The organism is Salinarimonas ramus (assembly GCF_014645695.1).
In the GTDB taxonomy this organism is placed as follows: Bacteria; Pseudomonadota; Alphaproteobacteria; order Rhizobiales; family Beijerinckiaceae; genus Salinarimonas; species Salinarimonas ramus.
Genome location: NZ_BMMF01000009.1, coordinates 184,186 through 209,984 on the forward strand (window position 1 = coordinate 184,186; position 25,799 = coordinate 209,984).

Here is a 25,799-nt window from a genome sequence, read left to right on the forward strand (position 1 = left end):
CCTATGGGATCTCCTGCCGGGATCGCGGGCGCGGGCGACGCGCGTGGACGAGGACGGCGCTCGCGACGATGAGCGCGGCGCCGAGCCAGAAGACGGGCGCGGGCGTCTCTCCGAAGAGGAGGACGCCCGCGAGCGTCGCGAAGACGAGGCGCGTGTAGGGGATCGGCGCGAGCGCGGAGACCTCGCCGACGCGATAGGCCTCGATCGTCAGCCACATGCCGAGGGTGCCGGTGGCGCCCACGAGGACGAGGAGGCCGAGATCGCGCCCCACGGGCACGCTCCAGTCCATCAGCGCGACGGGAAGCGCACCGGCGAAGGTGACGATGCCGATATAGGTCATGATCGTCGGCGTCGGCTCGCTCGCCGAGAGCGTGCGGTTGAGGAGCACGATGGCCGCGCCCGCCAGCGAGGCCGCGAGGCCGAGCAGCACCGCGGGCTCGAAGCCCACCGTGCCGAGCCCGGAGGCGACGACGACGCCGAGAAAGCCCACCAGCGTCGCCGCGAGCCGCACGCCGCCGACGCGCTCGCCCATCACCGGCCCCGCGAGCGCGACGACGAAGAGCGAGGTCGTGAAGGTGAGGACGGTGGCGAGGGCGAGATCGAGCCGCGCGAAGCTCGCATAATAGAAGCCCCAGCCGCACAGGCTCACCAGCCCGCGGGCGAGGTGGAGCCCGAGCCTGTTCGTGCGCAGTCCCGCCGGGCCGCGGGTCGCCATCAGCCAGGCCAGCGCGAAGACGAGCTGACCGCCCGCGCGGAAGAGCACGACGTCGCTCTGGTCCACCGCCGGGCTCGTGTAGCGCATGATCACAATCTCGAGCGTGAAGGCGAAGGCCGCCGCCACGAGAAGGAGCGCCCCGCGCAGGCTCTGGTCGGTGCCTGCGGGGGCGAGGGGCTCGCTCAAGAGCGTCCGCCGTCGACGGAGAGGATCTGCCCGGAGATCCAGGACGCCCGGTCGGAGGCGAGGAAGAGGACCGCGTCCGCGATGTCTTGCGCGCGCCCGAGGCGCCGGGTGTGGATCGCCTCGACGAGGCGCTTCTGGCCGGCCTCGCCGTAGCTCTCCCATTGCCGCTGCGTCGCGGGGTTCGAGAGGACGAAGCCCGGCGCGACGCTGTTGACGGTGATGCCGTGGGGCCCGAGCTCCTGGCTCAGCTGCTTCGTGAGGCCCACCAGCGCATGCTTCGCCGCCGTGTAGGCCTGGATCCCGGTGAGGCTCGGGCGCAAGCCGGCGCCCGACGAGATCGTGACGATCCGCCCGAAGCCGCCGGCCTTCATGGCGGGCGCGACCGCCTGCGCGCACCAAAGCGCGCTCTCGACGTTGGCCTCGAACAGCACCCGCCAGGAGGCCTCGTCGACCTCCTCGAGCGGGCGCGCCACCTGCCCACGCACGCCGCCGGCGCAGCAGACGAGGATGTCGAGCCCGCCGAGCGCCGCGGCCGTGTCGCCGATGGCGGCGTGGACGCCCGCGCGATCGGCGAGGTCGAGGGCGATGGTCTCGACGCCGCTGCCGGCGAGCGCGGCGAGGCCGTCGGCGTCGCGATCGAAGGCGCGCACCCGCGCGCCTCCCTCGGCGAAGGCGAGAGCGACGGCGCGGCCGATGCCCTGGGCGGCGCCGGTGACCGCTACGCGGCGGGACGTGTGGTCGATGCGCATGTGTCGAGCAGGAGGTCCAGGGTGTCGAAGGATTGCGGCCGGCGCCCGTCCTCGATGTCGTGGACGAGGTCGACGAGCCGCGCGATGGCCGGCGTCTCGATGCCCGCCGCATGGGCGAGCTCGGCGATGACGGCGATCTGCGCGTCGACCTCGGTCTTGCGCTTGCGCACCGCGAGATCGCGCCAGACGCCGGAATGGGTCTTGGCGGTGTGGCGGTTGAACTCCGCCATGGCGGCGACGGAGGCCCGCGCCGCCTCCTCGGAGGCGCCGGGCGCGAAGGCCTCGGGGTCGAAGCCGTTGAAGCCCAGCGGCGAGACGCCCCGCGCGCGCGCCGTCGCCATCACCTCGCGCCCCAGCGCGTGGAAGACGGGGAAGTGGCGCGCGCTCGCGAAATTGTCCGACATCGAGGCCGGCGTGAGCGCAGTCGCGAAGAGCATCGCCCCGTAGCCGAGCTTACCCCAGAGATAGCCCCAGATGTTGTCGGTGAGCACCGCCTTCGGCTCAAAGATCGAGAGCAGGCGGTGGATCTCGCGCACGCGCTCGGTCTCGCGCCCGTCGAGCTCGCCGACGGCGACGTGGGCGCGGTTGCCGAAGAGGATGCGCCCCGGCGCGAGCCAGTCCGCCCCGAAATTGACGAAGCAGCCGATGGTGCGCGCATCGCCGATCTCCTCGGCGATGACGAGCTCGTTGAGCCCGTTCTGCGCGGAGACGACGTAGCCGTCATCTGCCAGATGGGGCGCGAGCGCGCGCACGGCGTCAAGCGTGTGGTGCGCCTTGACCGCGAGGATCACCCGCGTGAAGCGGCCCTCGACGGCATCGGGCGTCGCCGCGCGCACCGGCTGGACGAAGGCCTCGACGGGTCCCTCGATGGAAAGCCCGTCGCGGTTCATGGCCTCGACGTGATCGGCCACCACGTCGACGAGGAGGACGTCCTCGCCGGCGCGGGCGAGATAGGCGCCGAGCGTGCCGCCGATGGCGCCCGCACCCCAGATCAGGATCGGTCCGGTCATGACCAGTCGCCCTCGAGCTGCGCGCGCGTCTCGGCGATGGCGACCTGCCAGATGGCGAGCATCTCCTCGTCGGGGCGCTGGTAGCGGCCGCCGAAATTGCCGTCGCCCAAGATCTCGCGCGCCCGCGTCGCGGGCAGGCTGCGCATCCGGTCGATGTCGGCCATGGGCTTCTGCTCGTCGGGCATGGCGACGCCCGGCAGGCGGGTCCAGGGGAAGTTCTCCATCCAGGAGGCGTGGGAGGCGATAGGGTCGATCTCCTTGACCGTGCCCATGGTGCGCGCCGCGCTCCACCAATTGTGGAAGCGCACCCGGCATCCGGGGTTCTCCGTCATCCATTCCATGGCGCCGGTCTGCGCCGGGCTGTTGCCGCCGTGGCCGTTGACGAGGAGGATGCGCCGGAAGCCGGTGCGCGCGAGCGAGGTCAGCACGTCCTCGATCACCGCGAGATAGGTCGAGAGGCGCAGCGACACCGTGCCCGGATAGGCGGCGAAGTAGGGCGTCACGCCGTAGGCGAGCACGGGGAAGACCGGGATGCCGAGGGGCTCGGCCGCCTCCAGCGCTACGCGCTCGGAGAGGATGCAGTCGACGCAGTTCGAGAGATGGGCGTGCTGCTCGGTGGAGCCCAGCGGGACGACGCAGCGGTCGTCCCCGCGCAGGTATTCCTCCACCTGCATCCAGTTCGTGTCGGCGATCCTCACGTCGCGCTCTCCTTGAAGTCGCCCGCGCGCATCTCCTCCACGAGAGGCAAGAGCACCTCCCGGACGGCCTGCGGGCTCGGTATGTGGCGAAACTCGATGGCCTGCGTGCCCCGCGGCAGGCGGGTCAGCACCGCCTCCGCGCCGCTCGCGTAGACCAGCACGTCGACGGCGCCGACGAGCCCGTCGAGATCGGGATCGTCGAGGAGGCGGATGTCGACGTCGGCGACGTCGGGGGCGAAGCGCAGCACGCCGGGCTTCATGATGGGCACGAATTCGGGGAAGACCGAGACCATGCCCACCCGCGCCATCGGATCGATGGCGGCGAGGCGCGCGCGCGTCTCCTCGGAGGGGATGACGGAGAGCCCGACCACCGGCACGCCCGGGCCGACGAGCGCCTCCACCTCCGCGCGCCGGTGGGCCAGGGCCACGACGACGTCCATGCCCCGCGCGCTCGCCTCGCCCCGGCGCAGCGCATCGATGGTGGCGGCGACGACGCGGTCGCGCGGCTCGAGATGGCGTGCGAGATGCTCGGCATAGCCGCGCGTGGCATCGGGAAAGACGCCGACGAAGAGGATCGAGAGGCCCCGCGGCGCGCCCCGCACGGCACGGGCGGAGACGAGGTTCGCCACGTCCGCGGCCGAGAGGCCGGCGGCCTCCGCCTCGGCGAACAGGGCCTCGACGCGTCCTTGCAGGCGCCGCAGGCCGCGCATGCGCTCGAGCCCGGCGGCGGCGATCTCGGCGACGTAGGTGCCGGCGCCCGGGCGGGTCGCGATGAGCCCCGCCTCGCGCAGCTCGTCGTAGACCTTGGCGACCGTCATCGGCGCGATGCCCGCCTGCTCTGCGCATTCGCGCACGGACGGGAGGCGATCTCCCGGCCTAAGCTCGGAGGAGGCGATGCCGTACTCGACGAGGCCGCGCAGCTGCACGCCGAGCGGGATCGGCAGGGCGCGGTCGAGCGCCGCCACGATTCGCGAGACCGGCGACGGCTCGGGGGCGATGCGTGCTACTTCACTGGTACGTTTGCCCCCCATATAGGCGCTCGCCTCCCCGTCCCTGATCGATCTGTGAGCGATGTCTCGGTTGACAGCGGTTCCAAGCGCCGCCTACTGTCTTATTCGTCTAGAACAGTCTGGACGGAAAACAAGCATCAAATCAAGAGGGGAACGAGGACCATGAAGTCCTTCGCGCTCGCCGGCGCCCTCGCTGCCGGCCTCATGGCGGCAACCGCGCTCTCGACGTCGGCCCAGGCCCAGACGCTGACCATCGGCGTGCGTGCGGGCCCCGAATCCATCGATCCGCACTGGTCCACCCTCGGCAGCCACGCCGAGGCGCTGCGGCACATTTTCGACACGCTGGTGGGCGTCGACGAGGACCTGCAGCTCGTCCCCGCGCTCGCGACCTCCTGGACGCCCGTCGACGACACGACGTGGGAGTTCAAGATCCGCGAGGGCGTGAAATTCCACGACGGCACCGAGCTGACGGCCCACGACGTCAAGTTCTCCATCGAGCGCATCCCGGTGGTCACCGGGCCGATGAGCATGACGATCTATACCAAGCGCGTGGCCGAGGCGATCGTCGTCGACGACTACACGCTGCACGTGAGGACCAACGGCCCGGCGCCGACGCTGCCCAACGACTTCATCCGCCTGTTCGTCGTGCAGGACGACATCGGCATGGAGCCGCGCAACGAGGAGTTCAACTCCGGCGAGGCCGCCATCGGCACCGGTCCCTACCGCCTGGTCTCCTGGGAGCCCAAGGGCGACCTCGTGCTCGAGCGCTTCGAAGATTACTGGGGCGAGGAGCCCCATTGGGAGACGGTGATCCGCAAGGAGATCCCCAACGACCCGGCCCGCGTCGCGGCGCTCAAGTCCGGCCAGGTCGACATGATCAACTACGTGCCGGCGACCGACTACGCCGCCATGCAGCGGGATTCCTCCGTCGAGACCTTCATCGGCGACAGCGTCTACATCCTCGACATCTACTTCAGCTTCGCCGACCAGCTGCCGATGAAGGTGCGCGTCGACGGGCAGGAGATCGACGAGAACCCGTTCCAGGACGCCCGCGTGCGCGAGGCCTTCGACCTCGCCATCAACCGCGACGCCCTCGTGCGCGTGGTCCTGGAGGGTCTCGGCAAGCCGGCGAACCAGCTGATGCCGCCCCACTTCTTCGGCGGCAGCATGGACCTGCCCGAGCGCGAGTACGACCTCGAGCGCGCCAAGGAGCTGCTCGCGGAGGCCGGCTACCCGAACGGGTTCGAGGTCGATTTCCGCTGCACCAACAACCGCCTGCCGGGCGATGCGGCGGTGTGCGAGGCGCTCGGCCAGATGTGGGCGCGCGCGGGCCTCACCGTGAACGCCGAGGCGCAGAACGGGACCGTGTTCTTCCCGGCCGTCTCGCGCAAGGAATACTCGATGTGGATGTCCGGCTGGGGCACCCTCACCGGCGAGGCGTCCTACACCTACGGTTCGCTCGTCCACACCAACGATCCCGAGGTCGGGCTCGGCGCCTTCAACCGCGCCGACTACTCGAACCCCGAGCTCGACGCGCTCATCCAGGAGGCGGCGGCCGAGCTCGACGACGATCGGCGCGCGGAGCTGTTCGAGGAGGTCACCGAGATCTCCATGAACGAGCGCATCCTGATCCCCACCGTGCAGCTCCAGACCGTGTGGGCCGCCAAGCCCGACATGCTCGAGTTCACGCCGCGGATCGACCAGGAGACGCTCGCGCACCACATCTCGCCGGCGCAGTGAGCGATCGGCGGACCCTTCGCCCGGCCGGAGCCGTCGCGCCCCGGCCGGGCGCCCATCCGAGACGAACGCTCACCACGGGCAGAGCATGATCGGTTTCCTGATCCAGCGGCTGATACAGGCGATCGCGGTGGTCTTCGTGATGTCGCTGATCGTCTTCGTCGGCGTCTACGCCATCGGCAACCCGATCGACGTCCTCATCGACCCCGCTGCCGACCAGGCGCTGCGCGAGGCGCTCATCCGGCAATACGGCTTCGACCAGCCCCTGCCGGTGCAGTACGTCACCTTCCTCGGCAACATGCTCACCGGCGATTTCGGCGAGAGCTTCGTCTACCGCCTGCCGGTCCTCGACCTCATCCTCTCGCGCCTGCCCGCGACGCTCGAGCTCGCGCTCAGCGCCATGCTGATCGCGACGCTCGTCGGCATCCCGCTGGGCATCTGGGCCGGCTACAAGCCCGACTCCCTCTCGGCCAAGCTGATCATGGGCTTCTCGGTGCTCGGCTTCTCGGTCCCGACCTTCTGGGTCGGGCTCCTGCTGATCATGGTCTTCGCCGTCGAGCTCGGCTGGCTGCCGTCGGGCGGGCGCGGGCCGACGCAGGAGGTGATGGGCGTCGACGTCTCGATCCTCACGGGCGAGGGCCTCTCGCACATCCTGCTGCCGGCCTTCAACCTGGCTCTGTTCAAGCTCGGCCTCCTCATCCGCCTGGCGCGGGCGGGCATGGTCGAGGTGATGAGCTCGGACTTCGTGCGCTTCGCCCGCGCCCAGGGCCTGCCGGAGCGCCAGGTGGTCTCCCTGCACGTGCTCAAGAACATCGCCATTCCCATCGTCACCGTGTTCGGCCTCGAGTTCGGCTCGACGCTCGCCTTCGCGGTGGTCACCGAGACGATCTTCAATTGGCCGGGCATGGGCAAGCTCATCATCGATTCGATCATGCTGCTCGATCGTCCCGTGATGGTCGCCTACCTCATCCTGGTCGTGATCCTGTTCGTGACGATCAACCTCGTCGTCGATCTCACCTACGGCCAGCTCGATCCCCGCATCCGCACGAAGGGCGCCGCATGAGTGCCGCCGCCTCCGCCCCGAGCCGCCGCGCCCGGCTCGCCGACGCCTGGTGGGAATACCGCCAGAGCCCCGTCGCGGTGATCGCCCTCGCGATCGTCGTCCTCCTGCTCGCCGCCGCCTTCCTCGCGCCGCTCTTCGCGCCGCAGGACCCCTACGACCAGGCCGCGCTCGATCTCTTCGACGCGCGCCTCGAGCCGGGCAGCGTCGGAGGCGGGGGCTACGTGCACCTCATCGGCACCGACGGGATGGGGCGCGACCTGTTCTCGGCCATCCTCTACGGGCTGCGCGTGAGCTTCACGGTGGGCATCGCCGCGGGAGCCGTCGCGCTGGCGCTCGGCGCGAGCGTGGGCCTCGTCGCCGCCTATTACGGCGGGCGCATCGAGGCGCTGATCATGCGCACCATCGACCTGCAGCTGTCGATGCCCGCGATCCTTTTGGCGCTGGTCCTCGTCGCCGTGCTGGGCCAGGGCATGGGGCCGCTGATCGTGGCGCTGGTGGCCGCGCAATACGCCTATTTCGCCCGCACCACCCACGGCGCGGCGAGCGCGGAGAGACGCAAGGACTACATCGAGGCCGCCCTGTCCACGCCGCTGCCCGCGCGGCGCGTGCTGTTCAAGCACCTCCTGCCCAACGCCCTGCCGCCGCTCATCGTGGTGGCGACGGTGCAGGTGGCCAACGCCATCGCGCTGGAGGCGACGCTCTCCTTCCTCGGGCTCGGCCTGCCGATGACGGAGCCCTCGCTGGGCACGCTCATCTCCAACGGCTTCCAGTACCTGCTCTCGGGCCGCTACTGGATCTCGATCTATCCCGGCCTCGTCCTCATGGTGCTCGTCGTCTCGATCAACCTCGTGGGCGACCAGGTGCGCCACGTGCTCAACCCGAGGCGCGGGCGATGAGCGACGTCGTCCTCTCGGTCCAGGGCCTGGAGACCGCCTTCTCCACCCGCGCCGGCACGTTCAAGGCGGTGGACGGGGTCTCCTTCGACGTCGGCCGCGGCGAGATCGTCGGGCTCGTGGGCGAATCGGGCTCGGGCAAGAGCGTGACCGGGTATTCCATCCTCGGCCTCGTCGAGCCGCCGGGGCGGATCGTCGGCGGGCGTGTCGAGCTCGACGGCGAGAACCTCCTCGCGCTTGCGCCCGAGAAGATGCGCCGCATGCGCGGGGCGCGCGTCGCCATGGTCTTCCAGGACCCGATGATGACGCTCAATCCGGTTCTGCGCATCGGAACGCAGATGATCGCCGCCGTGCGCGCCCACGATCCCGTCTCGAAGGCGGACGCGCGGACGCGGGCGCGTGACGCGCTCGGCATCGTCGGCATCCCGAGCCCGGAGGAGCGGCTCGACGCCTATCCCCACCAGCTCTCGGGCGGCATGCGCCAGCGCGTCGCCATCGCCACCGCGCTCCTGCACCGGCCCGCGGTGATCATCGCCGACGAGCCGACGACGGCGCTCGACGTCTCGATCCAGGGACAGATCCTCGCCGAGGTGCGACGTCTGGCCGACGAGACCGGCACCGCCTTCGTGTGGATCACGCACGATCTCGCCGTCGTCTCCAGCCTCGCCGACAAGGTCTGCGTCATGTATGCGGGCCGGATCGTCGAGCGCGGGCCGGCGGACGACGTCATCGCCTCACCGCGCCACCCCTACACGGCGGGTCTCCTCGCCTCGGTGCCGAGCCTGCACGAGCCCGGCGCACCGCTGCCGCAGGTGCCGGGCTCCGCCCCGCCTCCGCTCCAGCGACCGGAGGGCTGCGCCTTCCGCCCCCGCTGCGCGCGGGCGAGCGAGGCCTGCCTCGCCGATCCCCCGCTCGCGACCTTCGACGACGCGCGCCGCGCGGCCCTTTGCCATCACCCGATCGAGCCCGACGCATGGACAAGTTTCTCGACATCGACGGCGTCTCGAAACGCTTCGTGAAGGAGACGACGCTCGGCGAGCGCATCGCCCGCGCCATGGGCGCGGGCGGGCCGCCGGAGGTCGTGCGCGCGGTGAGCGAGGTCAGCCTCTCCATCGCCAAGGGCGAGGTCGTCGGCCTCGTCGGCGAATCGGGCTGCGGGAAGTCGACGCTCGGACGCATGGTCGCGGGCATCTACGTGCCGAGCGCGGGCGCCATCCGTTTCGACGGCGCTCCCGTGGCGAAGCCCGCGGGGCGCCGGGTGGAGAAGCTCACCACCCGCGTGCAGATGATCCATCAGGACCCGTTCGCGAGCCTGAACCCCCGCGTGCGCGTCGTCGACACGGTCGCGGAGGGCCCCGTCGCCCACGGCATCGTCGGCGCGAAGCACTCGGACGACTACGTGGCCGACATGCTGACGCGGGTGGGCTTCGATGCCGCCATGCGCCGGCGCTTTCCCCACCAGTTCTCCGGCGGCCAGCGCCAGCGCATCGCCATCGCCCGCGCGCTCGCGATGAAGCCCGATCTCCTCGTCCTCGATGAGCCGGTGGCCTCCCTCGACGTGTCGATCCAGGCGCAGGTGCTCAACCTGTTCCAGGAGCTGCGCCGCGACCTCGGGCTCACCGCCATCTTCGTGAGCCACGATCTCGGCGTCGTACGCCATGTCTCGGACCGGGTCGCCATCATGTATCTCGGGCGCATCGTCGAGGTCGCGCCGACGCGCACGCTCTATGCCGCGCCGGCCCATCCCTACACGAAGGCGCTGTTCGAGAGCGTGCCGAAGATCGGCGCCGGGCGCGGCGTGTTCAAGCCGATCGCCGGCGAGATTCCCTCGCCGCTGGCGCCGCCGCCGGGCTGTCACTTCCATCCGCGCTGCCCGGCCGCGGGGCCGCGCTGCCGCCGCGAGGCGCCGCGCCTCGTCGAGACCGGGCCCGGCCAGCGCGCCGCCTGCCACCTGCACGACGGAGGCGTCGCATGACGCTCGACGCGTTCCGCACCGAGATCGGCGCGATCAACGATCTTCTCTGCGCCTCCTCCGTCCTCGTCTGGGACAGCCGCACGATGATGCCGCCCGGCGGCGCCGAGACGCGAGGCCTGCAGATCGCGACCCTCGTGCGCGCCGCCCGCGACCGGCTCCTGGGCGACGCCATGGCGCGCGCCCTCGACGAGGCGCGCCGCGCCGTCGAGGACCTGCCGGAGGACCATCCCGACGCGCGCGCGGTGGCGCAGACGCTCGCCGCCGTGGCGCATCATGCCCGCGTGCCGGCCTCCCTCGTCGAGGCCCGCGCGGCCCTGCGCACGAAGGCGCAGGCCGCCTGGACGACCGCGCGGGCCAATTCGGACTTCGCGCTCTTCGCGCCGCACCTCGCCGAGACGCTGCGTCTCACCCGCGCCTATGCGGACGCGGTGGGCTTCGAGGCGCATCCCTACGACGCCATGGTCGCGCTGTTCGAGCCGGGCGAGACGGCGGCCTCTCTGGCGAGCCTGTTCGCGACGCTGCGCGCCGGCATCGCCCCGATCCTCGACGAAGCCCGCGCTCGCCCGCAGGCGCGCGCGGACTTCCTGACCCGCGGCTACGGCGTCGAGGGGCAGCGCGCCTTCGGCCTCGCGATCGCTGAGCGCTTCGGCTACGACCTCGCCCGCGGGCGCCTCGACACGACGACGCATCCCTTCGAGGTGAGCTTCACCCGCGAGGACGTGCGCATCACCACGCGCTACCATGCGGACTGGCTGCCGGCCTCGCTGTTCGGCACGTTCCACGAGACGGGGCACGCGCTCTACGAGCAGAACGTCGACCCCGCCTACACGCGCGGCACGCTCGCCACCGATCTGATCGGCCTCTACGGGGTGGGCGGCACGAGCTTCGGCGCGCACGAGAGCCAATCGCGGCTGTGGGAGAACCACGTCGCGCGCTCGCGGCCGTTCTGGGAGAACCATCTCGAGGAGCTGAAGGCGCACTTCCCCGAGAAGCTCGCGGACGTCGACGCGCAGGCCTTCCACGCCGCGGTGACGCGGGTCGAGCCCGGCTTCATCCGCGTCGAGGCGGACGAGCTCACCTACGACCTGCACATCATGCTGCGCGTCGAGCTCGAGACGGCGCTGATGTCCGGCGATCTCGCGGTGGCGGACCTGCCCGGCGCCTGGAACGCGGCGGTGCGCCGCGATCTCGGCCTCGACGTGCCCGACGACCGCCGCGGCGTGCTGCAGGACGTGCACTGGTCCTCGGGCTATATCGGGTCGTTCCCCACCTACACGATCGGCAACGTCATGGCGGCGCAGCTGATGGACGCCGTGCGCGAGGACGATCCCGGCGCCGTCGCCGCCATGGAGCGCGCCGATTACGCACCGCTGGCCGATTGGTTGCGCGCCGCGATCTGGCGCCACGGCCGGCGCTTCTCCCGCGACGAGCTGCTCGTGCGGGCGACCGGGCGCACGCTCGATCCGGCGCCCTACCTGCGCCACCTCGCGACGACGTACGCGGGCTGATCAGCCCGCGCCGCCGAGCCTGCGGGCGACGAGCGCCTCGATGCCGTCGGCGAGCGCATGGGCGAGGGGCACGCGCTCCGTCGGGATCGCGGCGAGGAAAGCCTCGATCGTGTCCTCGTGGTCGGGCGGCGTGTCGAGACGCATGACGCGCACGTGCTCCAAAAGGCGCTTCTCGCCGGGATGGAGCGTGCGGTTGGCCGCGAACAGCATGTCGAACCAGGACGCCAGGAAGGCGGCGGCGCGGTGGTTGCTCGCGACCGCGTCCGCGCGCGCGCCCGCGAGCGTCAGCTGCTCCAGGAAGGAGCAGCGCGCGCCGCGCAGCATCGGGCCGTTGTGCGCGCAGATCTTCCGCGCCAGCGCGTCGGGATAAGGCGCGCGGGCGCGGGCCTGGAGGGCGGCGTACCATCCGCTCGGGTCGTGCAGCGGGCGCGCCGTGGCGACGTTGAAGACGAAGGCCGTCGAATAGCCGAGCTGCGCCTCGTGGCGATCCATCGTCGCCGCGACGCGGTCCTCGATCCAGGCGGGATCGCGCCACATGACGTCGAGGCCGAGCCCGCAGCGATCGAGCCATTCGTCGCCGGGCTCGAACCAGCGGTTGTCGATCTCGGCGTGGTCCGACGCCGCGCGGGCCGTCACCAGCTTCCGGCGTGCCTCCGCGTCCGGCACCGGGTCGGCGTAGCAATAGAGGTCGAGGTCGGACTGCGCATCCGCCCGCCCGCTCGCCTGCGAGCCGCCGAGCGCCACGGCCCGCACGCCCGGCAGGGCGGCGAGGTCGCGTGCGACGGAAGCGGCGGCGGCGTAGTGCGCTCTATCGTCGATGGTCTCGCTCATGCCCTCTCCTTCGGCGTCTCTCGGTGGCAGCAGGTCCGCCCGAATCAACGAAGAAGGGTATGGCGCGCGTTCCCGGCGAGGAAGCCGCAGGCTGCTCGATCAGCGCTCGATCTCGTCCGGCGAGCGTCCGGCGCGGGCCTTGTAGCGCGGCATCGTCCAGCCGAAGGCCAGCGCGGCGCCCCGCAGGGAAAAGCCCGCCGCGATGGACAGGCCCATGGCGATCTCGCGGGGCACGCCGACGAGGGTGAGCGCGACGAAGCCGCCGGAGGCGAGGAGTGCGGCCGTGACGTAGATCTCGCGCCTGAGCGCGATCGACGGCTCGGCTCCGATGACGTCGCGCAGGATGCCGCCGAACGTAGCCGTGGCGACGCCGAGCATGATCGCGACGCTCGGATCCGCGCCGAGAAGAAGCGCCTTCTCCGCGCCCGCCACCGCGAAGACCGCGAGCCCCGCGGCGTCGAACCAGAGCAGCACGCGATAGCGCGATTGCGGCACGTGCGCCGTGAAGAAGACGAGGCAGGAGACGACGACGCAGGCGACGAGATAGCCGGGCTCCACCGTCCAGAAGACCGGCGCGTCGAGGATCAGGTCCCGCAGCGTGCCCCCGCCGATGCCCGTCGCCGTACCGAGCAGGACGAAGCCGACGATGTCCATCTCCTTGCGCGAGGCGACGAGCGCGCCCGACACCGCGAAGACGACGAGGCCGAGCCAGTCGAGAATCGCGAGGGCGGTGTCGAAGGCGGGCATCGGCGTGTCGGCTCCCTCGCTCGGGTCTCAGGGGCGGCGCGGATGCGCGCGGGATCGGTGCAGGAGGGAGATGCTGTAGACGACGAGCGCCGCCCAGATCAGCGGGAAGGCGATGCGCTCCGCGCGCCCGAACGTCTCCCCGAAGACGAAGACGGCGGTCAGGAAGATCATGGTCGGCGCGATGTATTGCAGGATGCCGATGGTGGAGAGCTTCAGCCCCTTGGCGCCGTAGGCGAAGAGGATGAGCGGCACCGCCGTCACCGCGCCCGTTCCCACCAGCAGCCACCCGTCCGCAGCCGAGCCCGTGAAGAAATGGCTCTCCCCGGCGAGCGCGATCACCGCGAGGAGCGCGAGCGCGAAGGGCGTGAGGATCAGGACCTCGAGCAGGAAGCCCTGGTTGGGCCCCACCGGCAGCCACTTCTTGAAGAAGGCGTAGGCGCCCCAGCTCAGCGTGATCGCGATGGTGGCGATCGGCACGCGCCCGCTCTCGAAAACGAGGATGGCGACCGCGATCACGGCGAGCGCGATCGCCACCATCTGCGCGGGGCTCGGCCGCTCGCCGAGCAGCGTCGCGCCGAGGAAGACGGAGAAGAGCGGGTTGATGTAGTAGCCGAGCGCCACGTCGAGCGCGAGGCCCGCGCCGATCGCCCAGACGTAGACGCCCCAGTTCACCGAGATCAGCGCCGCGGTCAGCGCCGCCATGGCGAGCGTGCGCGGCGAGCGCAGAGCCATGGCGAGATCGCCCGTGCGCCCCGTGGCGAGCAGGATCGCGCCGGCGACGGGCACCGACCAGAGCACGCGGTGCGCCACGACCTCGAGGGGCGGCACGTGCGCGAGCGCCTTCATGTAGAGCGGCAGGAAGCCCCAGAAGAAATAGGCCATCACCGCGAAGCCGATGCCGGCGGACGTATCCTCGTTCGATCTCGGCGCCGCCATGATCCCGCGTCCTTCGCGCGCCGGATCGGCGCGCCGGGTGCAGGCAAATCATCGATCGCGGCCGCGGGCAATGGTCTTGCGCGCGCCTCCCGATGCGCATCGCCCCCCGCGGGCGGGCGAGGCGCGCCTCAGATGGCGGCCTCGAACAGCGAGCGCAGGTTCTCGGCGGTGAGCGGCACCGGGTTGCCGCCGCAGGAGGGGTCCTCCAGCGCCATGGCGACGAGGTCGTCCATGCGATCGGCCGTCACCCCGAGATCGCCCAGCCGGTGCGGGATGCCGAAGCGGTCGTTGAAGGCCTGGACGAAGGCGCGAAAGCCCTCGTAGCCGCCCTCGATGCCGAGATAGGGCGCCGCACGGTCGAAGCGTGCGCGGATCACGGGCGCGTTGAGGTCGAGGACCGCCGGCATGCAGACCGCGTTCGTCGTGCCGTGATGCGTGTTGAACAGCGCGCCCACCGGGTGGCTCATGGCGTGGATGGCGCCGAGCCCCTTCTGGAAGGCCACCGCGCCCATGGCTGCGGCCGACATCATGTGCGCGCGCGCCTCGATGTCGCCGGGCGTGTCCCAGGCCCGCGGCAGGTTCTCGATCACGAGCCGCATGCCTTCGAGCGCGATGCCCTGGCTCATCGGATGGTAGAAGGGGCTCGAGAAGGCCTCCACGCAATGGGCGAAGGCGTCGAGCCCGGTGCCCGCCGTGATGGCCTTGGGCATGCCCACCGTCAGCTCCGGATCGGCGATCACGACGGAGGGCAGCACCTTCGGGTGGAAGATGATCTTCTTCACGTGGGTCTGCGAATTGGTGATGACGCTCGCACGCCCCACCTCCGAGCCCGTTCCCGCCGTCGTCGGCACGGCGACGATGGGGGCGATGCCGGCCGGGTCGGCGCGGGTCCACCAATCGCCGATGTCCTCGAAGTCCCAGAGCGGGCGCGTCTGGCCCGACATGAAGGCGATCATCTTGCCGAGGTCGAGCCCCGAGCCGCCGCCGAAGGCGACGACGCCGTCGTGGCCGCCAGCCCGGTAGGCGTCGAGCCCGGCCTCGAGGTTGAGCTCGTTCGGGTTGGCGTCCACCTCCGCGAAGAGCGCGCGCCCGAGCCCGGCCTCCTCCAGGATGGAGAGGGCGCGGGTCGTGATCTCCATGGACGCGAGCCCGCGATCGGTGACGAGGAGCGGCTTTTCGATCCCCGCCGCCTTGCAGGCCTGCGGCAGCTCGGCGATGCGGCCGGCGCCGAAGCGGATTGCGGTGGGATAGGACCAGGTGGCGCGGGGACCGTCGGTCGGGCTCATGAGCGAACCTTCTTGAGGTGGTAGGATTTCGGGCGGGTGAGCGCGTGATAGCCGAGCACGGAGAGGCCGGCGCCGCGGCCGGTGTCCTTGCAGCCGGTCCAGCAGAGCGCGGGATCGAGGTAGTCGGCGCGGTTCATGAAGATCGTGCCGGTCTCCACGTGGTCGCCGACGCGGGCGGCACGCTCGGGGTCGGCGGTCCACAGGCTCGCGGTGAGGCCGAAGCGGCTGTCGTTCATCAGCCGGATCGCCTCCTCGTCGTCGGCGACGGGCATGATGCCGACGACGGGCCCGAAGCTCTCCTCGCGCATCACCGCCATGTCGTGGGTGACGTTCGTGAGCACCTGCGGCGTCAGGTAGGCGCCGCCGTCGTCGGCGGGGTCCTTGGGCAGGTGCGCCGTCGCGCCGGCGGCGACGGCCGCGTCGATCTGCTCGCGCACGAGCTTGGCGAAGCGGACGTGCGCCATGGGGCCGAGCGTCGTCTCCGGGTCGAGCGGGTTGCCCAGGCGCTGCGCACCAGCCCACGCGATCGCCTTCTCCACGAAGGCGTCGTAGAGCCGCGCGTGGACGTAGATGCGCTCGATCCCGCAGCAGCACTGGCCGGAATTGAACATGGCGCCGTCCATCAGCCCGTCGACGGCCGCGTCGAGATCGGCGTCCTCCATGACGTAGCCGGGATCCTTGCCGCCGAGCTCGGTCGCCACGGGCACGAAGGTGCCCGCCGCCGCACGCTCCATCGCCTGCCCGCCGGGCACGGAGCCCGTGAAGTTGACGAAGTCGACGGCGCGCTCGGCGATGAGCGCGCTCGACGTGTCGTGGTCGAGGAAGACGTTCTGGAACACGTCTTGCGGCACGCCCGCCGCGTGGAAGGCTTTCGCCATGCGCTCGCCGACGAGCAGCGTCTGCGTCGCGTGCTTGAGGAGCACGGTGTTGCCGGCGATGAGGGCCGGCGCCACCGTGTTGATGGCCGTCATGTAGGGGTAGTTCCACGGCGCCACCACGAAGACGACGCCCCAGGGCAGCCGGCGGACATAGCGGCGGAAGCTCTCGTCGTCGCTCACGGGGATGTCGGCGAGCGCGTCCTCGGCGATCGCCGCCATGTGCGTACCGCGCTCCGAGAAGCCGCGGAACTCGCCGCCGTAGCGCACCGGCCGGCCCATCATGCGGGCGAGCTCGGGGACCACCTCGTCGTTCATGGCGCCCACCGCCGCGATGCCGGCGAGCACGAGCTCGGCGCGCTCGCGCACGGAGCGCGCGGCCCAGGCGGGCTGGGCCGCGCGGGCGCGCGCCGCCGCGGCGCGGGCGGCGTCGGCCGAAAGGGCCTCGCGCTCGGCGAAGACCGATCCGTCGATCGGGGAAATGCACCTGAGGATCTGCGACATGCTCACGCTCTCTCGAAGCCCCGCTCGATCTCCCAATCGGTGACCGCGCGGTCGAACTCTTCCTGCTCCCACTCGCCGCAGCGGACGTAATGGTCCACCACCGCGTCGCCGAACGCCTCGCGCAGCATCGTCGAGCCGCGCAGCGTCTCGATGGCGTCGCGCAGCGCGCGCGGGATCTCGACGACGTCCGCGCTCGCATAGACGTCGCCCTCGTAGGGCGCGGCGAGCGCGAGCCCCTCCTCCATGCCCTTGATGCCGGCGGCGATCATCGCGGCCTGGGCGAGATAGGGGTTCATGTCGGAGCCGCCGATGCGGCATTCCATCCGCACGCCCCGCGTCCCCTCCCCGCACAGCCGGAAGCCGGCGGTGCGGTTGTCCACCGACCAGACCGCCTTCGTCGGCGCGAAGGTGCCCGGCGCGAAGCGCTTGTAGCTGTTCACGTAGGGCGCGAGGAAGATCGTGTAGTCGCGCGCATAGGCGAGGAGCCCCGCGGTGAAGCTGCGCATCGTCTCCGACATGCCGTGCTCCCCTTTCGGATCGTGGAAGGCCGGCTCGCCGTCCTCCCATAGCGAAAGATGCACGTGGCTCGACGAGCCCACCTTGCCCTGCGCCCATTTCGGCAGGAAGGTCGCCGAGCAGCCGTTCATCCAGGCGATCTCCTTGGCAGCGTGCTTGGCGATGGTGTGATGGTCGGCGCAGTCGAGCGCGCCCGCATAGCGGATGTTGAGCTCCTGCTGGCCGGTCTCCGCCTCGCCCTTGGAATTCTCCACGGGCACGCCGGCGCCCACGAGGTGATTGCGCAGCGGTCGCATGACGCGCTCTTCCTTGGTGGTCTGGAAGAGGTTGTAGTCCTCGTTGTGGCCGTTGAGCGGGACGAGGTCGCGATAGCCGCGCTTCTGCAGGTCGCGGTAATCGCCCTCGAACAGGAAGAACTCGAGCTCGGTCGCCATCATCGCCTCGAGGCCCATGGCCTCGAGCCGCGCCGCCTGCCGGCGCAGCATCTCGCGCGGGGAATGCGGCACGGGGGCGTGGGTGTGATGGTCGAGGACGTCGCACAGGACGAGCGCCGAGCCCGGCAGCCAGGGCATGAGGCGAAGCGTCGAAAGGTCCGGCTGCATGACGTAGTCGCCGTAACCCTTGGCCCAGCTCGTGGCGGCGTACCCGTCGGGCGTCGACATCACGAGGTCGGTGGCGAGCAGGTAGTTGCAGCAATGGGTCTCGTGGTGGCCGTGCTCGAGGAAGTTCGTCACGTGGTAGCGCTTGCCCATGAGCCGCCCCTGCATGTCGACCATGGCGACCAGCACGGTGTCGATCTCGCCGGAAGCCGCCTTGGCGGCGAGGGTCTCGAGGGTCAGGTTCGCGGGCATGACGGGCTCCGATGGCGGGCGCGGAAGGGCGGCCCGCGAAGGGGCCGCCCCGAGTCTCTCGGAAGTGGCGGAGATCAGAACGTGTAGGGCGGTCCCGCCTGGTTGATGGTCTCGTTGTACTCGCGGAAGATCGAGACGATGCGCTCGTGCACCTCGCCCTCCTGCGCGATCTCGTTCCAGAACTCCTTGGCGGCGTTCTCCACCTCGGCCCATTCCGCGGCCGGGACGGTGCGCAGCGCGAGCTTGTCGCCGGTGGCGCGCAGGCGCGCCTCGCCGCCCCAGTACCACTGGTTCCGGTAGGTGTGGCCCGCCTCGATGGCGGCCATGACGAGCTGCTTCAGGTGATCCGGCAGCTCGGCCCAGCGCTCCTGGTTGACGAAGAAGGAGCCGATCCAGGCGCCGGAGATGTTGTTCGTCAGGAAGTAGTCCGTCACGTCGGCCCAGCCGACGGTGTAGTCCTCGGTGATGCCCGACCAGGCCATGCCGTCGAGCTCGCCCGTCTGCACCGCGACCTCGGCGTCCTCGTAGGGGATGTTCACCGGCACGACGCCGAAGCGGCTGAGGAAGCGCCCGGCGGTCGGGAAGGTGTAGAGCCGCAGGCCCTCGAGATCGGCGACGGAGGTGATCTCCTTCGTCGTGTTGAAGTTGCACGGGTCCTGGCCCGCGGCCGAGAGCCACTTCACGCCGACCTTGGAATATTCCTCGTCCCAGATCTCGGCGAGCCCGTACTGGTTGAACAGCACCGGCACGTCGAGGATGTGCTTCGTGGCGAAGGGGAAGTAGCCGCCGAAGACGCGCAGCGGCGTCGGCGAGGCCATGGAATCGTCGTCGGAATGCACGCCGTCGATGGTGCCGCGCTGGAGCGCCTGGAACAGCTCGCCGGTGGGGACGATCTGGTCGGCGTAGTAGAGCTCGACCTCCATCTCGCCGTTGGAGGCGGCGTTGATGTAGTCGATGATGGGCTTCGTCACCTGCTCGCCCAGCGCCGCGCCGGCATAGGTCTGGAAACGCCAGCGGATCGGCGATTGCGCGCGGACGATGGCGGGAGCGGCGAGGGTGGCGGGAGCGGCGAGGGCGGCGCTCCTCAGGAAACTGCGTCTCGTGGTCATCTCGGCTTCTCCTCTGGTTGGTCATGGCCGGCCGGTTGACCCGGCTCTGGTCCTTGGGGTCACAGACCGTACACCTGGGCAGGCAGCCAGAGCGCGATCTGCGGGAAGATCATCACCAGCGCGAGCGCCAGGATCATGATGAAGACGAAGGGAATGATCGAGCGGTAGATGTCGCCGAGCTTGATCTCGGGAGGCGCCATCGCCCGCATCAGGAAGAGATTGTAGCCGAAGGGCGGGGTCATGTAGGCGATCTGGCAGGTGATCGTGTAGAGCACGCCGTACCAGACGAGATCGAAGCCGAGCGCCCCCACCAGCGGCACGTAGAGCGGCGCCACGATGACGAGCATCGCCGTGTCGTCCAGGAACGTGCCCATCAGGATGAAGCTGAGCTGCATCAGGATGAGGATCACCCACGGATTGAGGCCGAGCTTGTCGGTGAAGAGATCGTCGATGGCGCGCACGGCGCCCAGCCCGTCGAACACCGCGCCGAAGGCGAGCGCCGCCGTGATGATCCACATGAACATGCAGGTGATGCCGAGCGTCTGGCGCACGCTCGTCTCGAACACCGCCCAGGTCATGCGCCGCTTGGCGACCGCCGCGAGGAAGGCGGCGATGGCGCCTACCGCCGAGCTCTCGACGAGGCTCGTCCAGCCGTTGACGAAGGGCACCATCATCACGGCGAAGATGCCGACCGGCAGCAGGCCGGCGCGCAGGAGGCGCATCTTCTCCGCGCGGGTGATCTGGTCGCGCTCCTCCAGCGAGAGCGTCGGCCCGAGCTTGGGGTTCAGCCGGCAGCGGATGGCGATGTAGACGATGAAGAGCGCCGCCATCATCAGGCCGGGGATGGCGCCGGCGAGCCAGAGCTGGCCCACCGGCTGGCGGGCGATCATGGCGTAGAGAACGAGCACGACGGAGGGCGGCACGAGGATGCCGAGCGAGGACCCCGCCTGGATCACCCCCGTCACCATCAGCTTGTCGTAGTTGCGCTTCAGGAGCTCCGGCAGCGCGATCGTCGCGCCGATGGCCATGCCGGCGACCGAGAGCCCGTTCATGGCCGAGATCAGCACCATGAGCCCGATCGTGCCCATGGCGAGCCCGCCGGGCATGCCGCCGGTCCAGACGTGGAACATGCGGTAGAGGTCGTCGGCGATCTTCGATTCCGACAGGACGTAGCCCATGAAGACGAACATCGGCAGCGTCAGCAGCGGGTACCAGCGCATCACCTTGATGATGGCGGAGAAGCCGATGTCGTAGCCGCCGCGCTCGCCCCAGAGCAGGATCGCGGCGATCACCGCCACGAAGCCGATGGCCGCGAAGACGCGCTGGCCCGTGAAGAGCATCAGCATCATCGTCGAGAACATCAGGATCGCGATCAGCTCATAGGGCATCGCCGCGCTCCTTCTCGCCGCCGTCCTTCTCTCCCAGCGCCTGCGATCCGGGCGCCTCGTCCTCGTGGCGGACCGGCTCGCCGGTGGCGAGGTAGAGGACGTCCTTCGCCAGCTCGCTGAGCGCCTGGAGCAGCATCAAAGTGACGCCGATGCAGATCGTGACCTTGATCGGCCACAGATACGGGCGCCAGGCGGAGGAGGAGCGCTCACCGCCGAAGGAGAAGGAGTAGATCGTGCTCTCGATGCCGCCCCAGAGCAGGACGCCGAGATAGAAAATCAGGAAGCCGACCGTGAGCACGTCCATCAGCGCCTTGCGGCGGGGCGAGAGCGCGCCGTAGATCAGGTCCATGCGCACGTTCGAGCCCATCTGCATGGCGTAGGGCCCGCCCAGGATGAAGTAGGCGACCATCACGAACTGGGCCATCTCCAGCGTCCAGAGGGACGGCACGAAGAAGGTCTTCGAGATCGACGACCAGAGCAGGATGCCCATGAGCGCGAACAGGCCGAACATGACCACCCGGCCGATCGCCCAGTTGCAGCGGTCCACCACGGCGACGTAGGCGCGAAGCACCCTCATGGCGCGGCCTCCGCCGGCGGCGGCACCGCCGCGAGCGCCTCGCGCAGCGTCTGCGCCAGGTGATCGCCCATGCGCGTCGCCGCCTCGTGCGTGGCGACGAGGTCGTTTCGCACCTCGATCATCAGCGCGCGCCGGCCGTGCGCCTCGCCGTGGCGGGCGAGGGTGTAGGTCACGCCGTCGCGGGCGGAATAGGGCTCGTCGAGCGCCGCGCGGTAGACGCCGTGGGCGGTCTCGACGGCGAGCGCGGCCTGCGCCAGCGCGGGGTCCTCGTGATGCAGGTAGCCGATTTCCACCGCGCGGGAGACGCCGTTGTAGACGGGCGTGAAGGTGTGGATCGTCACGAGGTCGATGGCGCGCCCGCACGCCCGCTCCTGGCGCCGGCAGGCCTCGGCGAGCGCCGCGTGGAAGGGCTCGTGCACGCGCTCGAAGCGCGCGCGCCGCGCCGCCTCGTCGAGGTCGCGATTGCCGGGGATGTCGTAGCGCTCGCTGCGTGCGGGGATGCAGTCGGACGCCGTGAAGGGGCGATTGCAATCGTAGACGAGGCGCGAGACGCCGCCGGCGACGAGGGGCGCCTCGAGATGCTCGGAGAGCCGCCGCGCGATCACCGCGGCGCCGATGTCCCAGGCGACGTGCGCCTCGCGCGCGGCCGCGTCGAGGCCGAGATCGGCGAGCTCCGGCGGGATCGCGCGGGACGCGTGCTCGCACACGAGGACGAGCGGCGCGGCGCCGGCCGTTCCCGTGAGCTCCACCGCGTTCCAGGTCCCGTCCGCCACGCCGCCGCTCTCCACGTTCGCCGGGCGATGCCGCCCCTTGCCAAGCCGTTGTAAAATTCACTACATCGGTTCGGCGAGTGTCAAGCGCGTTTCTGTAGCAGATCCGTCAAGCGTGATGCACGCTGAAGCGGAAGGGACATTTCACAGGCATGAAGCCGCTCGTGCGCGATCTCCTCCGGCAGAAGCAGGCCGAGCTCACGGCCGCCGAGCGCCGGCTCACCGCCGTGCTCCTGCAGGATTCGCTCGTGGGCGGGCTGCAGTCGATCACGAAGCTCGCGGAGAGCGCGGAAGTCTCGACGCCCACCGTCATCCGGCTCGCGCGCAAGCTCGGCTTCGAGGGCTACGGGGGGCTCCAGGACGCCATTCGCGACGAGATCGCCGCGCGCATCAAGCAGCCGCTGGCCAAGCTCGACATGGTCGAGCCGCAGGCGCCGCGCGACCATATCCTCGCGCGCTTCACGAAGGCGGCGGTGGAGAATATCGGGCGCACGCTCGAGCAGGTCGATCTCGAGGAGTTCGACCGCGTGGCGGCGCTGCTCTCGGCGCCGGAGCAGCAGCTGCATCTCGTGGGCGGGCGCATCACGCGCTCCAACGCGCATTATTTCTACAATCACCTGCAGATCATCCGTCCGCGGGTGTTCCTGCTCGACAGCTCGCCCAGCGTCTGGCCGCAATCGCTGCTCGACATGGACGAGACCTCGACGCTGATCTGCTTCGACATCCGCCGCTACGAGCGCGAGCTCGAGCGGCTCGCGCAGCTCGCGGTGAAGCAGGGCGTGCGGGTGGTGCTGTTCACGGACCAATGGGGCTCGCCCATCGAGCGGTGCGCGGTGCACACCTTCCGCTGCGCCGTGGAGGTGCCGTCGAGCTGGGATTCGACGCTCGCGATCAACGTGCTCGTCGAGAGCCTCATCGCCGAGGTGCAGAGCCGAAGCTCGCGCTCCAGCGTCGCGCGCATCTCGGCGCTGGAGCGGATGATCGGCGAGACGAACATCTTCCGCGGCACGAGCCCCGGGCGCGACGCCGGCGACTGATCGCAATCCGCATACGAAAAGAGCGCGAGGGTCGCCCCCCGCGCTCTCTCCGCCGTTCGGAACGGGTGCGGACGCCTCAGGCGGCCTGCGCCGGCAGCGCGCCCTTCGCCTTCTCGACGAGGGCCGCGAAGGCGGCCGGCTCGTGGATGGCGATGTCCGAGAGGACCTTGCGGTCGACCTCGATGCCGGCCTTGTTGAGGCCGTCGATGAAGCGCGAATAGGTCAGGCCGTGCTCGCGGACGGCGGCGTTGAGGCGCTGGATCCACAGCGCGCGGAACGTGCGCTTCTTCGCCTTGCGATCGCGGTAGGCGTACTGCATCGAGCGATCGACGGCAGCCTTCGCGGTGCGGATGGTGTTCTTGCGGCGGCCGTAGAAGCCCTTGGCGGCCTTCAGGACCTTCTTGTGCTTGGCGTGAGCGGTCACGCCGCGCTTGACGCGGGCCATGGTTCAAGTCTCCGGAATGTAAGGGGCGGCGGGGATCGCGCGATCAGGCGTAGGGGAGGAAGTAGCGCTTCACGAACTTCGCATCGCCCTCGAACATGACGGCGGTGCCGCGATTGTCGCGGATCTGCTTCTTCGTACGCTTGATCATCCCGTGCTGCTTGCCCGCCTGGGTGCGGACCACCTTCCCGGTACCGGTGACCTTGAAGCGCTTCTTGGCGCCGGACTTCGTCTTCATCTTGGGCATTTGGCTCGTCTCCTGTCGCGCACGGCGTCTGACGTCCCCCGAAGGAGACCGCGCCGTTCGCCCGTCTCGTGTGAGCGTCTCGACCAGCCACGGCAGCCCTTTCGCCGGGCCGGTCGATGAGGCGCGGGACATGGCATGGATCGCGGGCGTTTGCAAGCGTTTCGCGACGCGCGACCCGCCGTGCCGCGGCCGCCCCGCCGGAACCCCGCGGGGGCGCGCGCCCTTGTCGTCGGCAAGACGAACGATCACGACCGACGAGAAGGAACGACGACATGGCGGACGACCGCAAGGACGACGGGCGCGAGGAAGAGCGCAAGGAGCCCACGCATGCGCCCGGCGAGGACGCGCGGCCGGGCCGGCGCGGCCCGCAGCCCTATCCCGTGAACGATCCCGAGCTCACCGACCCGCGCAAGACCCGCGGCGCCGAGCCCGATCTCACGCCCGTTCCCGGCGCCGGGCGTGGCGGCGGGCTGCCGAGCATGTGAGGCTCGGGGCGCGCTTCACCCCGAAGCCGGGTCCAGCACCTCCCCGAGCACCCCCGGCAGCGCCTCGGGGAGGTCCTCCGCGATCAGCCCCGGCCCCACGCGCGCGCCCGCGCGCCCGTGCAGGTTCACAGCCGCGCAGGCCGCCTCGAAGACGGGCATGCTCTGGGCCAGCAGGCCGGCGCAGAAGCCGGCGAGCACGTCGCCGGAGCCGGCAGTGGCGAGATAAGGCGTGCCGGTCGTGTTGATCGCGGCGCGCCCGTCCGGCGCCGCGATCACCGTGTCGGGGCCCTTGTCGACGAGAACGATGCCGAGCGCCGCCGCGCCCGCGCGTGCGGCGGCGAGCTTGGAGGGCGCCTCGCGTGCCTCAGGGCAATCCGAGAGGAGCTTGGCGAACTCGCCCGCATGCGGCGTCGCCACCACGCGCTCGACGCCGGCGAGAAGCCGCGCCAGCGCCGCGTGCTCGCCGGCGAAGGCGGTGAGCGCGTCGGCGTCGAGGACGAGAGCGCGCGTGCGCGCATGCGCGGCCCCCGCCGCCGCCTCGACGAGCGCGCGGGCCCGTTCGCGGCCGAGCCCCGGGCCGAGCGCGAGCGCGGTGATGCGCGGATCCTCCAGGAGCCCGGCGAGATCGTCCGCGTCGTCGCAGGGGCGCAGCATGATCGCGGTGAGCTGCGCGGCATTGACGGCAAGCGCGTCCGTCGGCGAGCCGATGGTCACGGCGCCGGCGCCGATCCGGAGCGCGCCGCGGGCGACGAGCCGCGCGGCGCCGGTGGCGTCGGCCGGCCCCGAGAGGACGAGAGCGTGCCCGCGGGAATACTTGTGCGCGTCGATGCCGGGGTGCGGGAAGGCCGCACGCCAGAGCGGCTCCTCGTTCGCGAAGGTGTTCGGCGCGAGGCTCTCGATTACCGCGTCGGGAATGCCGATGTCGACGAGGCGCAGCCGCCCGCAGAGCGCACGGCCCGGCTGGAGCAGGTGCCCGGGCTTGCGGCGTGCGAAGGTGACGGTGATCGCCGCCGGGCAGGCGGTGCCGCGCACGCGCCCGGTATTCCCGTCGAGCCCCGAGGGCACGTCGACGGCGACGACCGGCAGGCCGCTCGCCGCGAGGCGCTCGAGGAAGGCGGCGGGCACACCCGAAACGTCCCGCGTCAGCCCCGCCCCGAAGAGCGCGTCGACGACGACGTCGTAGGCGCGGTCGCCCGATGCGGCGGGATCCGCCTGCTCGAGAGGCACGAGCGCGCCCGTCCAGCGCGCAGCGGCGATGGCGGCGTCGCCGGCGAGGCGTGCGGCATCGCCGAGGAACGCGAGCGTGACCGCGTATCCGCGCTCCGCGAGCAGGCGCGCCGCGACGAAGCCGTCGCCGCCGTTGTTGCCCGGCCCGCACGCGACGAGGACGCGCCGCCCGCCGGGCGTCTGCGCCATGAGATCGACGGCGGCGTCGGCGCAGGCCGCGCCCGCCGCCTCCATCAGGGCGATGCCGGGCACCCCGCCCGCGATGGCGCCCCGATCGGCTTCCGCCATCTCCTCGGTGTCGAGCAGACAATGCATCATTTTTGGCCGCCTCCTGCGCAGATCGGGCAGTCTTCGACGCAGCAATCGGGACGATCTCCTGCCAAGCCGCTCTTCTCCTGGGCGTCTGCCGCAAATTTGTGCATCACGA

Annotated in this window: 26 protein-coding genes; 8 read left to right on the top strand and 18 right to left on the bottom strand. The window is 70.7% G+C overall.

All coding sequences use genetic code 11. The annotated features are described in order from the left end of the window. Position 1: 1 nt before the first annotated feature. Genes IEX89_RS15895 through IEX89_RS15915 form a run of 5 tightly spaced genes read right to left on the bottom strand, consistent with a single transcriptional unit; the run spans position 2 to position 4,389 of the window. Positions 2-901 carry a DMT family transporter gene (locus IEX89_RS15895; RefSeq protein ID WP_188914222.1) on the bottom strand — a complete coding sequence of 300 codons (900 nt, stop codon included), beginning with the start codon at positions 899-901 and terminating at the stop codon, positions 2-4. Beyond that, entirely contained in the window at positions 898-1,650 is a 753-nt protein-coding gene (locus IEX89_RS15900) for an SDR family NAD(P)-dependent oxidoreductase (protein ID WP_188914223.1), read from the bottom strand. The genes IEX89_RS15895 and IEX89_RS15900 overlap by 4 nt, the downstream gene beginning before the upstream one ends. Next, complete coding sequence (locus IEX89_RS15905; RefSeq protein WP_188914224.1) at positions 1,620-2,660, bottom strand: ketopantoate reductase family protein; 1,041 nt, start codon at positions 2,658-2,660, stop codon at positions 1,620-1,622. The genes IEX89_RS15900 and IEX89_RS15905 overlap by 31 nt, the downstream gene beginning before the upstream one ends. Further along, positions 2,657-3,358, bottom strand: coding sequence for a creatininase family protein (locus IEX89_RS15910; RefSeq protein WP_188914225.1), 702 nt, complete (start codon positions 3,356-3,358; stop codon positions 2,657-2,659). Before IEX89_RS15910 ends, IEX89_RS15905 begins: the two co-directional genes overlap by 4 nt. Next, positions 3,355-4,389 (bottom strand): GntR family transcriptional regulator, encoded by a 1,035-nt coding sequence (locus tag IEX89_RS15915; protein ID WP_188914226.1) that lies wholly within the window; start codon positions 4,387-4,389, stop codon positions 3,355-3,357. Before IEX89_RS15915 ends, IEX89_RS15910 begins: the two co-directional genes overlap by 4 nt. Positions 4,390-4,530: 141 nt before the next feature. Here IEX89_RS15915 and IEX89_RS15920 point away from each other — a divergent pair, with 141 nt between their 5' ends. The 6 genes from IEX89_RS15920 to IEX89_RS15945 all read left to right on the top strand — a co-directional run bounded on the left by IEX89_RS15920 (position 4,531) and on the right by IEX89_RS15945 (position 11,544). Beyond that, complete coding sequence (locus tag IEX89_RS15920; RefSeq protein ID WP_188914227.1) at positions 4,531-6,108, top strand: ABC transporter substrate-binding protein; 1,578 nt, start codon at positions 4,531-4,533, stop codon at positions 6,106-6,108. Between the two features lie 85 nt (positions 6,109-6,193). Next, positions 6,194-7,168: an ABC transporter permease gene (locus IEX89_RS15925; RefSeq protein WP_188914228.1), complete on the top strand. Its 975-nt coding sequence runs from the start codon at positions 6,194-6,196 to the stop codon at positions 7,166-7,168. Next, positions 7,165-8,064 carry an ABC transporter permease gene (locus IEX89_RS15930; RefSeq protein WP_188914229.1) on the top strand — a complete coding sequence of 300 codons (900 nt, stop codon included), beginning with the start codon at positions 7,165-7,167 and terminating at the stop codon, positions 8,062-8,064. The genes IEX89_RS15925 and IEX89_RS15930 overlap by 4 nt, the downstream gene beginning before the upstream one ends. After that, positions 8,061-9,080, top strand: coding sequence for an ABC transporter ATP-binding protein (locus IEX89_RS15935; RefSeq protein WP_188914230.1), 1,020 nt, complete (start codon positions 8,061-8,063; stop codon positions 9,078-9,080). The genes IEX89_RS15930 and IEX89_RS15935 overlap by 4 nt, the downstream gene beginning before the upstream one ends. Next, positions 9,035-10,036 (top strand): ABC transporter ATP-binding protein, encoded by a 1,002-nt coding sequence (locus IEX89_RS15940; RefSeq protein WP_188914231.1) that lies wholly within the window; start codon positions 9,035-9,037, stop codon positions 10,034-10,036. Before IEX89_RS15935 ends, IEX89_RS15940 begins: the two co-directional genes overlap by 46 nt. Next, positions 10,033-11,544 (top strand): carboxypeptidase M32, encoded by a 1,512-nt coding sequence (locus IEX89_RS15945; protein WP_188914232.1) that lies wholly within the window; start codon positions 10,033-10,035, stop codon positions 11,542-11,544. Before IEX89_RS15940 ends, IEX89_RS15945 begins: the two co-directional genes overlap by 4 nt. On the opposite strand, the gene IEX89_RS15950 is transcribed toward IEX89_RS15945, so the two are convergent. The 10 genes from IEX89_RS15950 to IEX89_RS15995 all read right to left on the bottom strand — a co-directional run bounded on the left by IEX89_RS15950 (position 11,545) and on the right by IEX89_RS15995 (position 21,937). Beyond that, entirely contained in the window at positions 11,545-12,375 is an 831-nt protein-coding gene (locus IEX89_RS15950) for a nucleotidyltransferase domain-containing protein (protein ID WP_188914233.1), read from the bottom strand. A gap of 99 nt (positions 12,376-12,474) precedes the next feature. Then, complete coding sequence (locus IEX89_RS15955) at positions 12,475-13,122, bottom strand: trimeric intracellular cation channel family protein (RefSeq protein ID WP_188914234.1); 648 nt, start codon at positions 13,120-13,122, stop codon at positions 12,475-12,477. 27 nt (positions 13,123-13,149) lie between these two features. Continuing rightward, entirely contained in the window at positions 13,150-14,058 is a 909-nt protein-coding gene (rarD, locus tag IEX89_RS15960; RefSeq protein WP_188914235.1) for an EamA family transporter RarD, read from the bottom strand. 128 nt (positions 14,059-14,186) lie between these two features. Beyond that, a complete protein-coding gene (locus IEX89_RS15965) occupies positions 14,187-15,344 on the bottom strand; it encodes an iron-containing alcohol dehydrogenase (protein ID WP_188914236.1) in 1,158 nt (385 codons plus the stop codon). Further along, positions 15,341-16,723 carry an aldehyde dehydrogenase family protein gene (locus IEX89_RS15970; protein ID WP_188914237.1) on the bottom strand — a complete coding sequence of 461 codons (1,383 nt, stop codon included), beginning with the start codon at positions 16,721-16,723 and terminating at the stop codon, positions 15,341-15,343. The genes IEX89_RS15965 and IEX89_RS15970 overlap by 4 nt, the downstream gene beginning before the upstream one ends. Before the next feature lie 2 nt (positions 16,724-16,725). After that, complete coding sequence (locus tag IEX89_RS15975) at positions 16,726-18,090, bottom strand: glutamine synthetase family protein (RefSeq protein WP_188914238.1); 1,365 nt, start codon at positions 18,088-18,090, stop codon at positions 16,726-16,728. Positions 18,091-18,164: 74 nt separating this feature from the next. Continuing rightward, positions 18,165-19,199: a TRAP transporter substrate-binding protein gene (locus tag IEX89_RS15980; RefSeq protein ID WP_188914239.1), complete on the bottom strand. Its 1,035-nt coding sequence runs from the start codon at positions 19,197-19,199 to the stop codon at positions 18,165-18,167. 59 nt (positions 19,200-19,258) lie between these two features. Further along, entirely contained in the window at positions 19,259-20,587 is a 1,329-nt protein-coding gene (locus tag IEX89_RS15985; RefSeq protein WP_188914240.1) for a TRAP transporter large permease, read from the bottom strand. Next, positions 20,577-21,164 carry a TRAP transporter small permease subunit gene (locus IEX89_RS15990; protein ID WP_188914241.1) on the bottom strand — a complete coding sequence of 196 codons (588 nt, stop codon included), beginning with the start codon at positions 21,162-21,164 and terminating at the stop codon, positions 20,577-20,579. Before IEX89_RS15990 ends, IEX89_RS15985 begins: the two co-directional genes overlap by 11 nt. After that, on the bottom strand, positions 21,161-21,937 hold the full coding sequence (locus IEX89_RS15995) for an N-formylglutamate amidohydrolase (RefSeq protein ID WP_210317650.1): 777 nt from the start codon (positions 21,935-21,937) through the stop codon (positions 21,161-21,163). Before IEX89_RS15995 ends, IEX89_RS15990 begins: the two co-directional genes overlap by 4 nt. A gap of 149 nt (positions 21,938-22,086) precedes the next feature. On the opposite strand from IEX89_RS15995, the gene IEX89_RS16000 reads away from it, so the two are divergent. Continuing rightward, positions 22,087-22,971, top strand: a complete 885-nt coding sequence (locus IEX89_RS16000) for a MurR/RpiR family transcriptional regulator (RefSeq protein ID WP_188914242.1) — start codon at positions 22,087-22,089, stop codon at positions 22,969-22,971. A 76-nt stretch (positions 22,972-23,047) separates the two neighbouring features. On the opposite strand, the gene rplT is transcribed toward IEX89_RS16000, so the two are convergent. Both rplT and rpmI read right to left on the bottom strand, forming a co-directional pair. Next, positions 23,048-23,416 carry a 50S ribosomal protein L20 gene (rplT, locus tag IEX89_RS16005; RefSeq protein ID WP_188914243.1) on the bottom strand — a complete coding sequence of 123 codons (369 nt, stop codon included), beginning with the start codon at positions 23,414-23,416 and terminating at the stop codon, positions 23,048-23,050. Between the two features lie 43 nt (positions 23,417-23,459). Beyond that, entirely contained in the window at positions 23,460-23,660 is a 201-nt protein-coding gene (rpmI, locus tag IEX89_RS16010; protein ID WP_188914244.1) for a 50S ribosomal protein L35, read from the bottom strand. A gap of 272 nt (positions 23,661-23,932) precedes the next feature. Between rpmI and IEX89_RS16015 the strand changes: the two genes are divergently transcribed. Then, on the top strand, positions 23,933-24,145 hold the full coding sequence (locus IEX89_RS16015; RefSeq protein ID WP_188914245.1) for a hypothetical protein: 213 nt from the start codon (positions 23,933-23,935) through the stop codon (positions 24,143-24,145). A 15-nt stretch (positions 24,146-24,160) separates the two neighbouring features. Here IEX89_RS16015 and IEX89_RS16020 read toward each other — a convergent pair whose 3' ends face one another. Further along, on the bottom strand, positions 24,161-25,687 hold the full coding sequence (locus IEX89_RS16020) for an NAD(P)H-hydrate dehydratase (RefSeq protein ID WP_188914296.1): 1,527 nt from the start codon (positions 25,685-25,687) through the stop codon (positions 24,161-24,163). Positions 25,688-25,799: the final 112 nt, after the last annotated feature.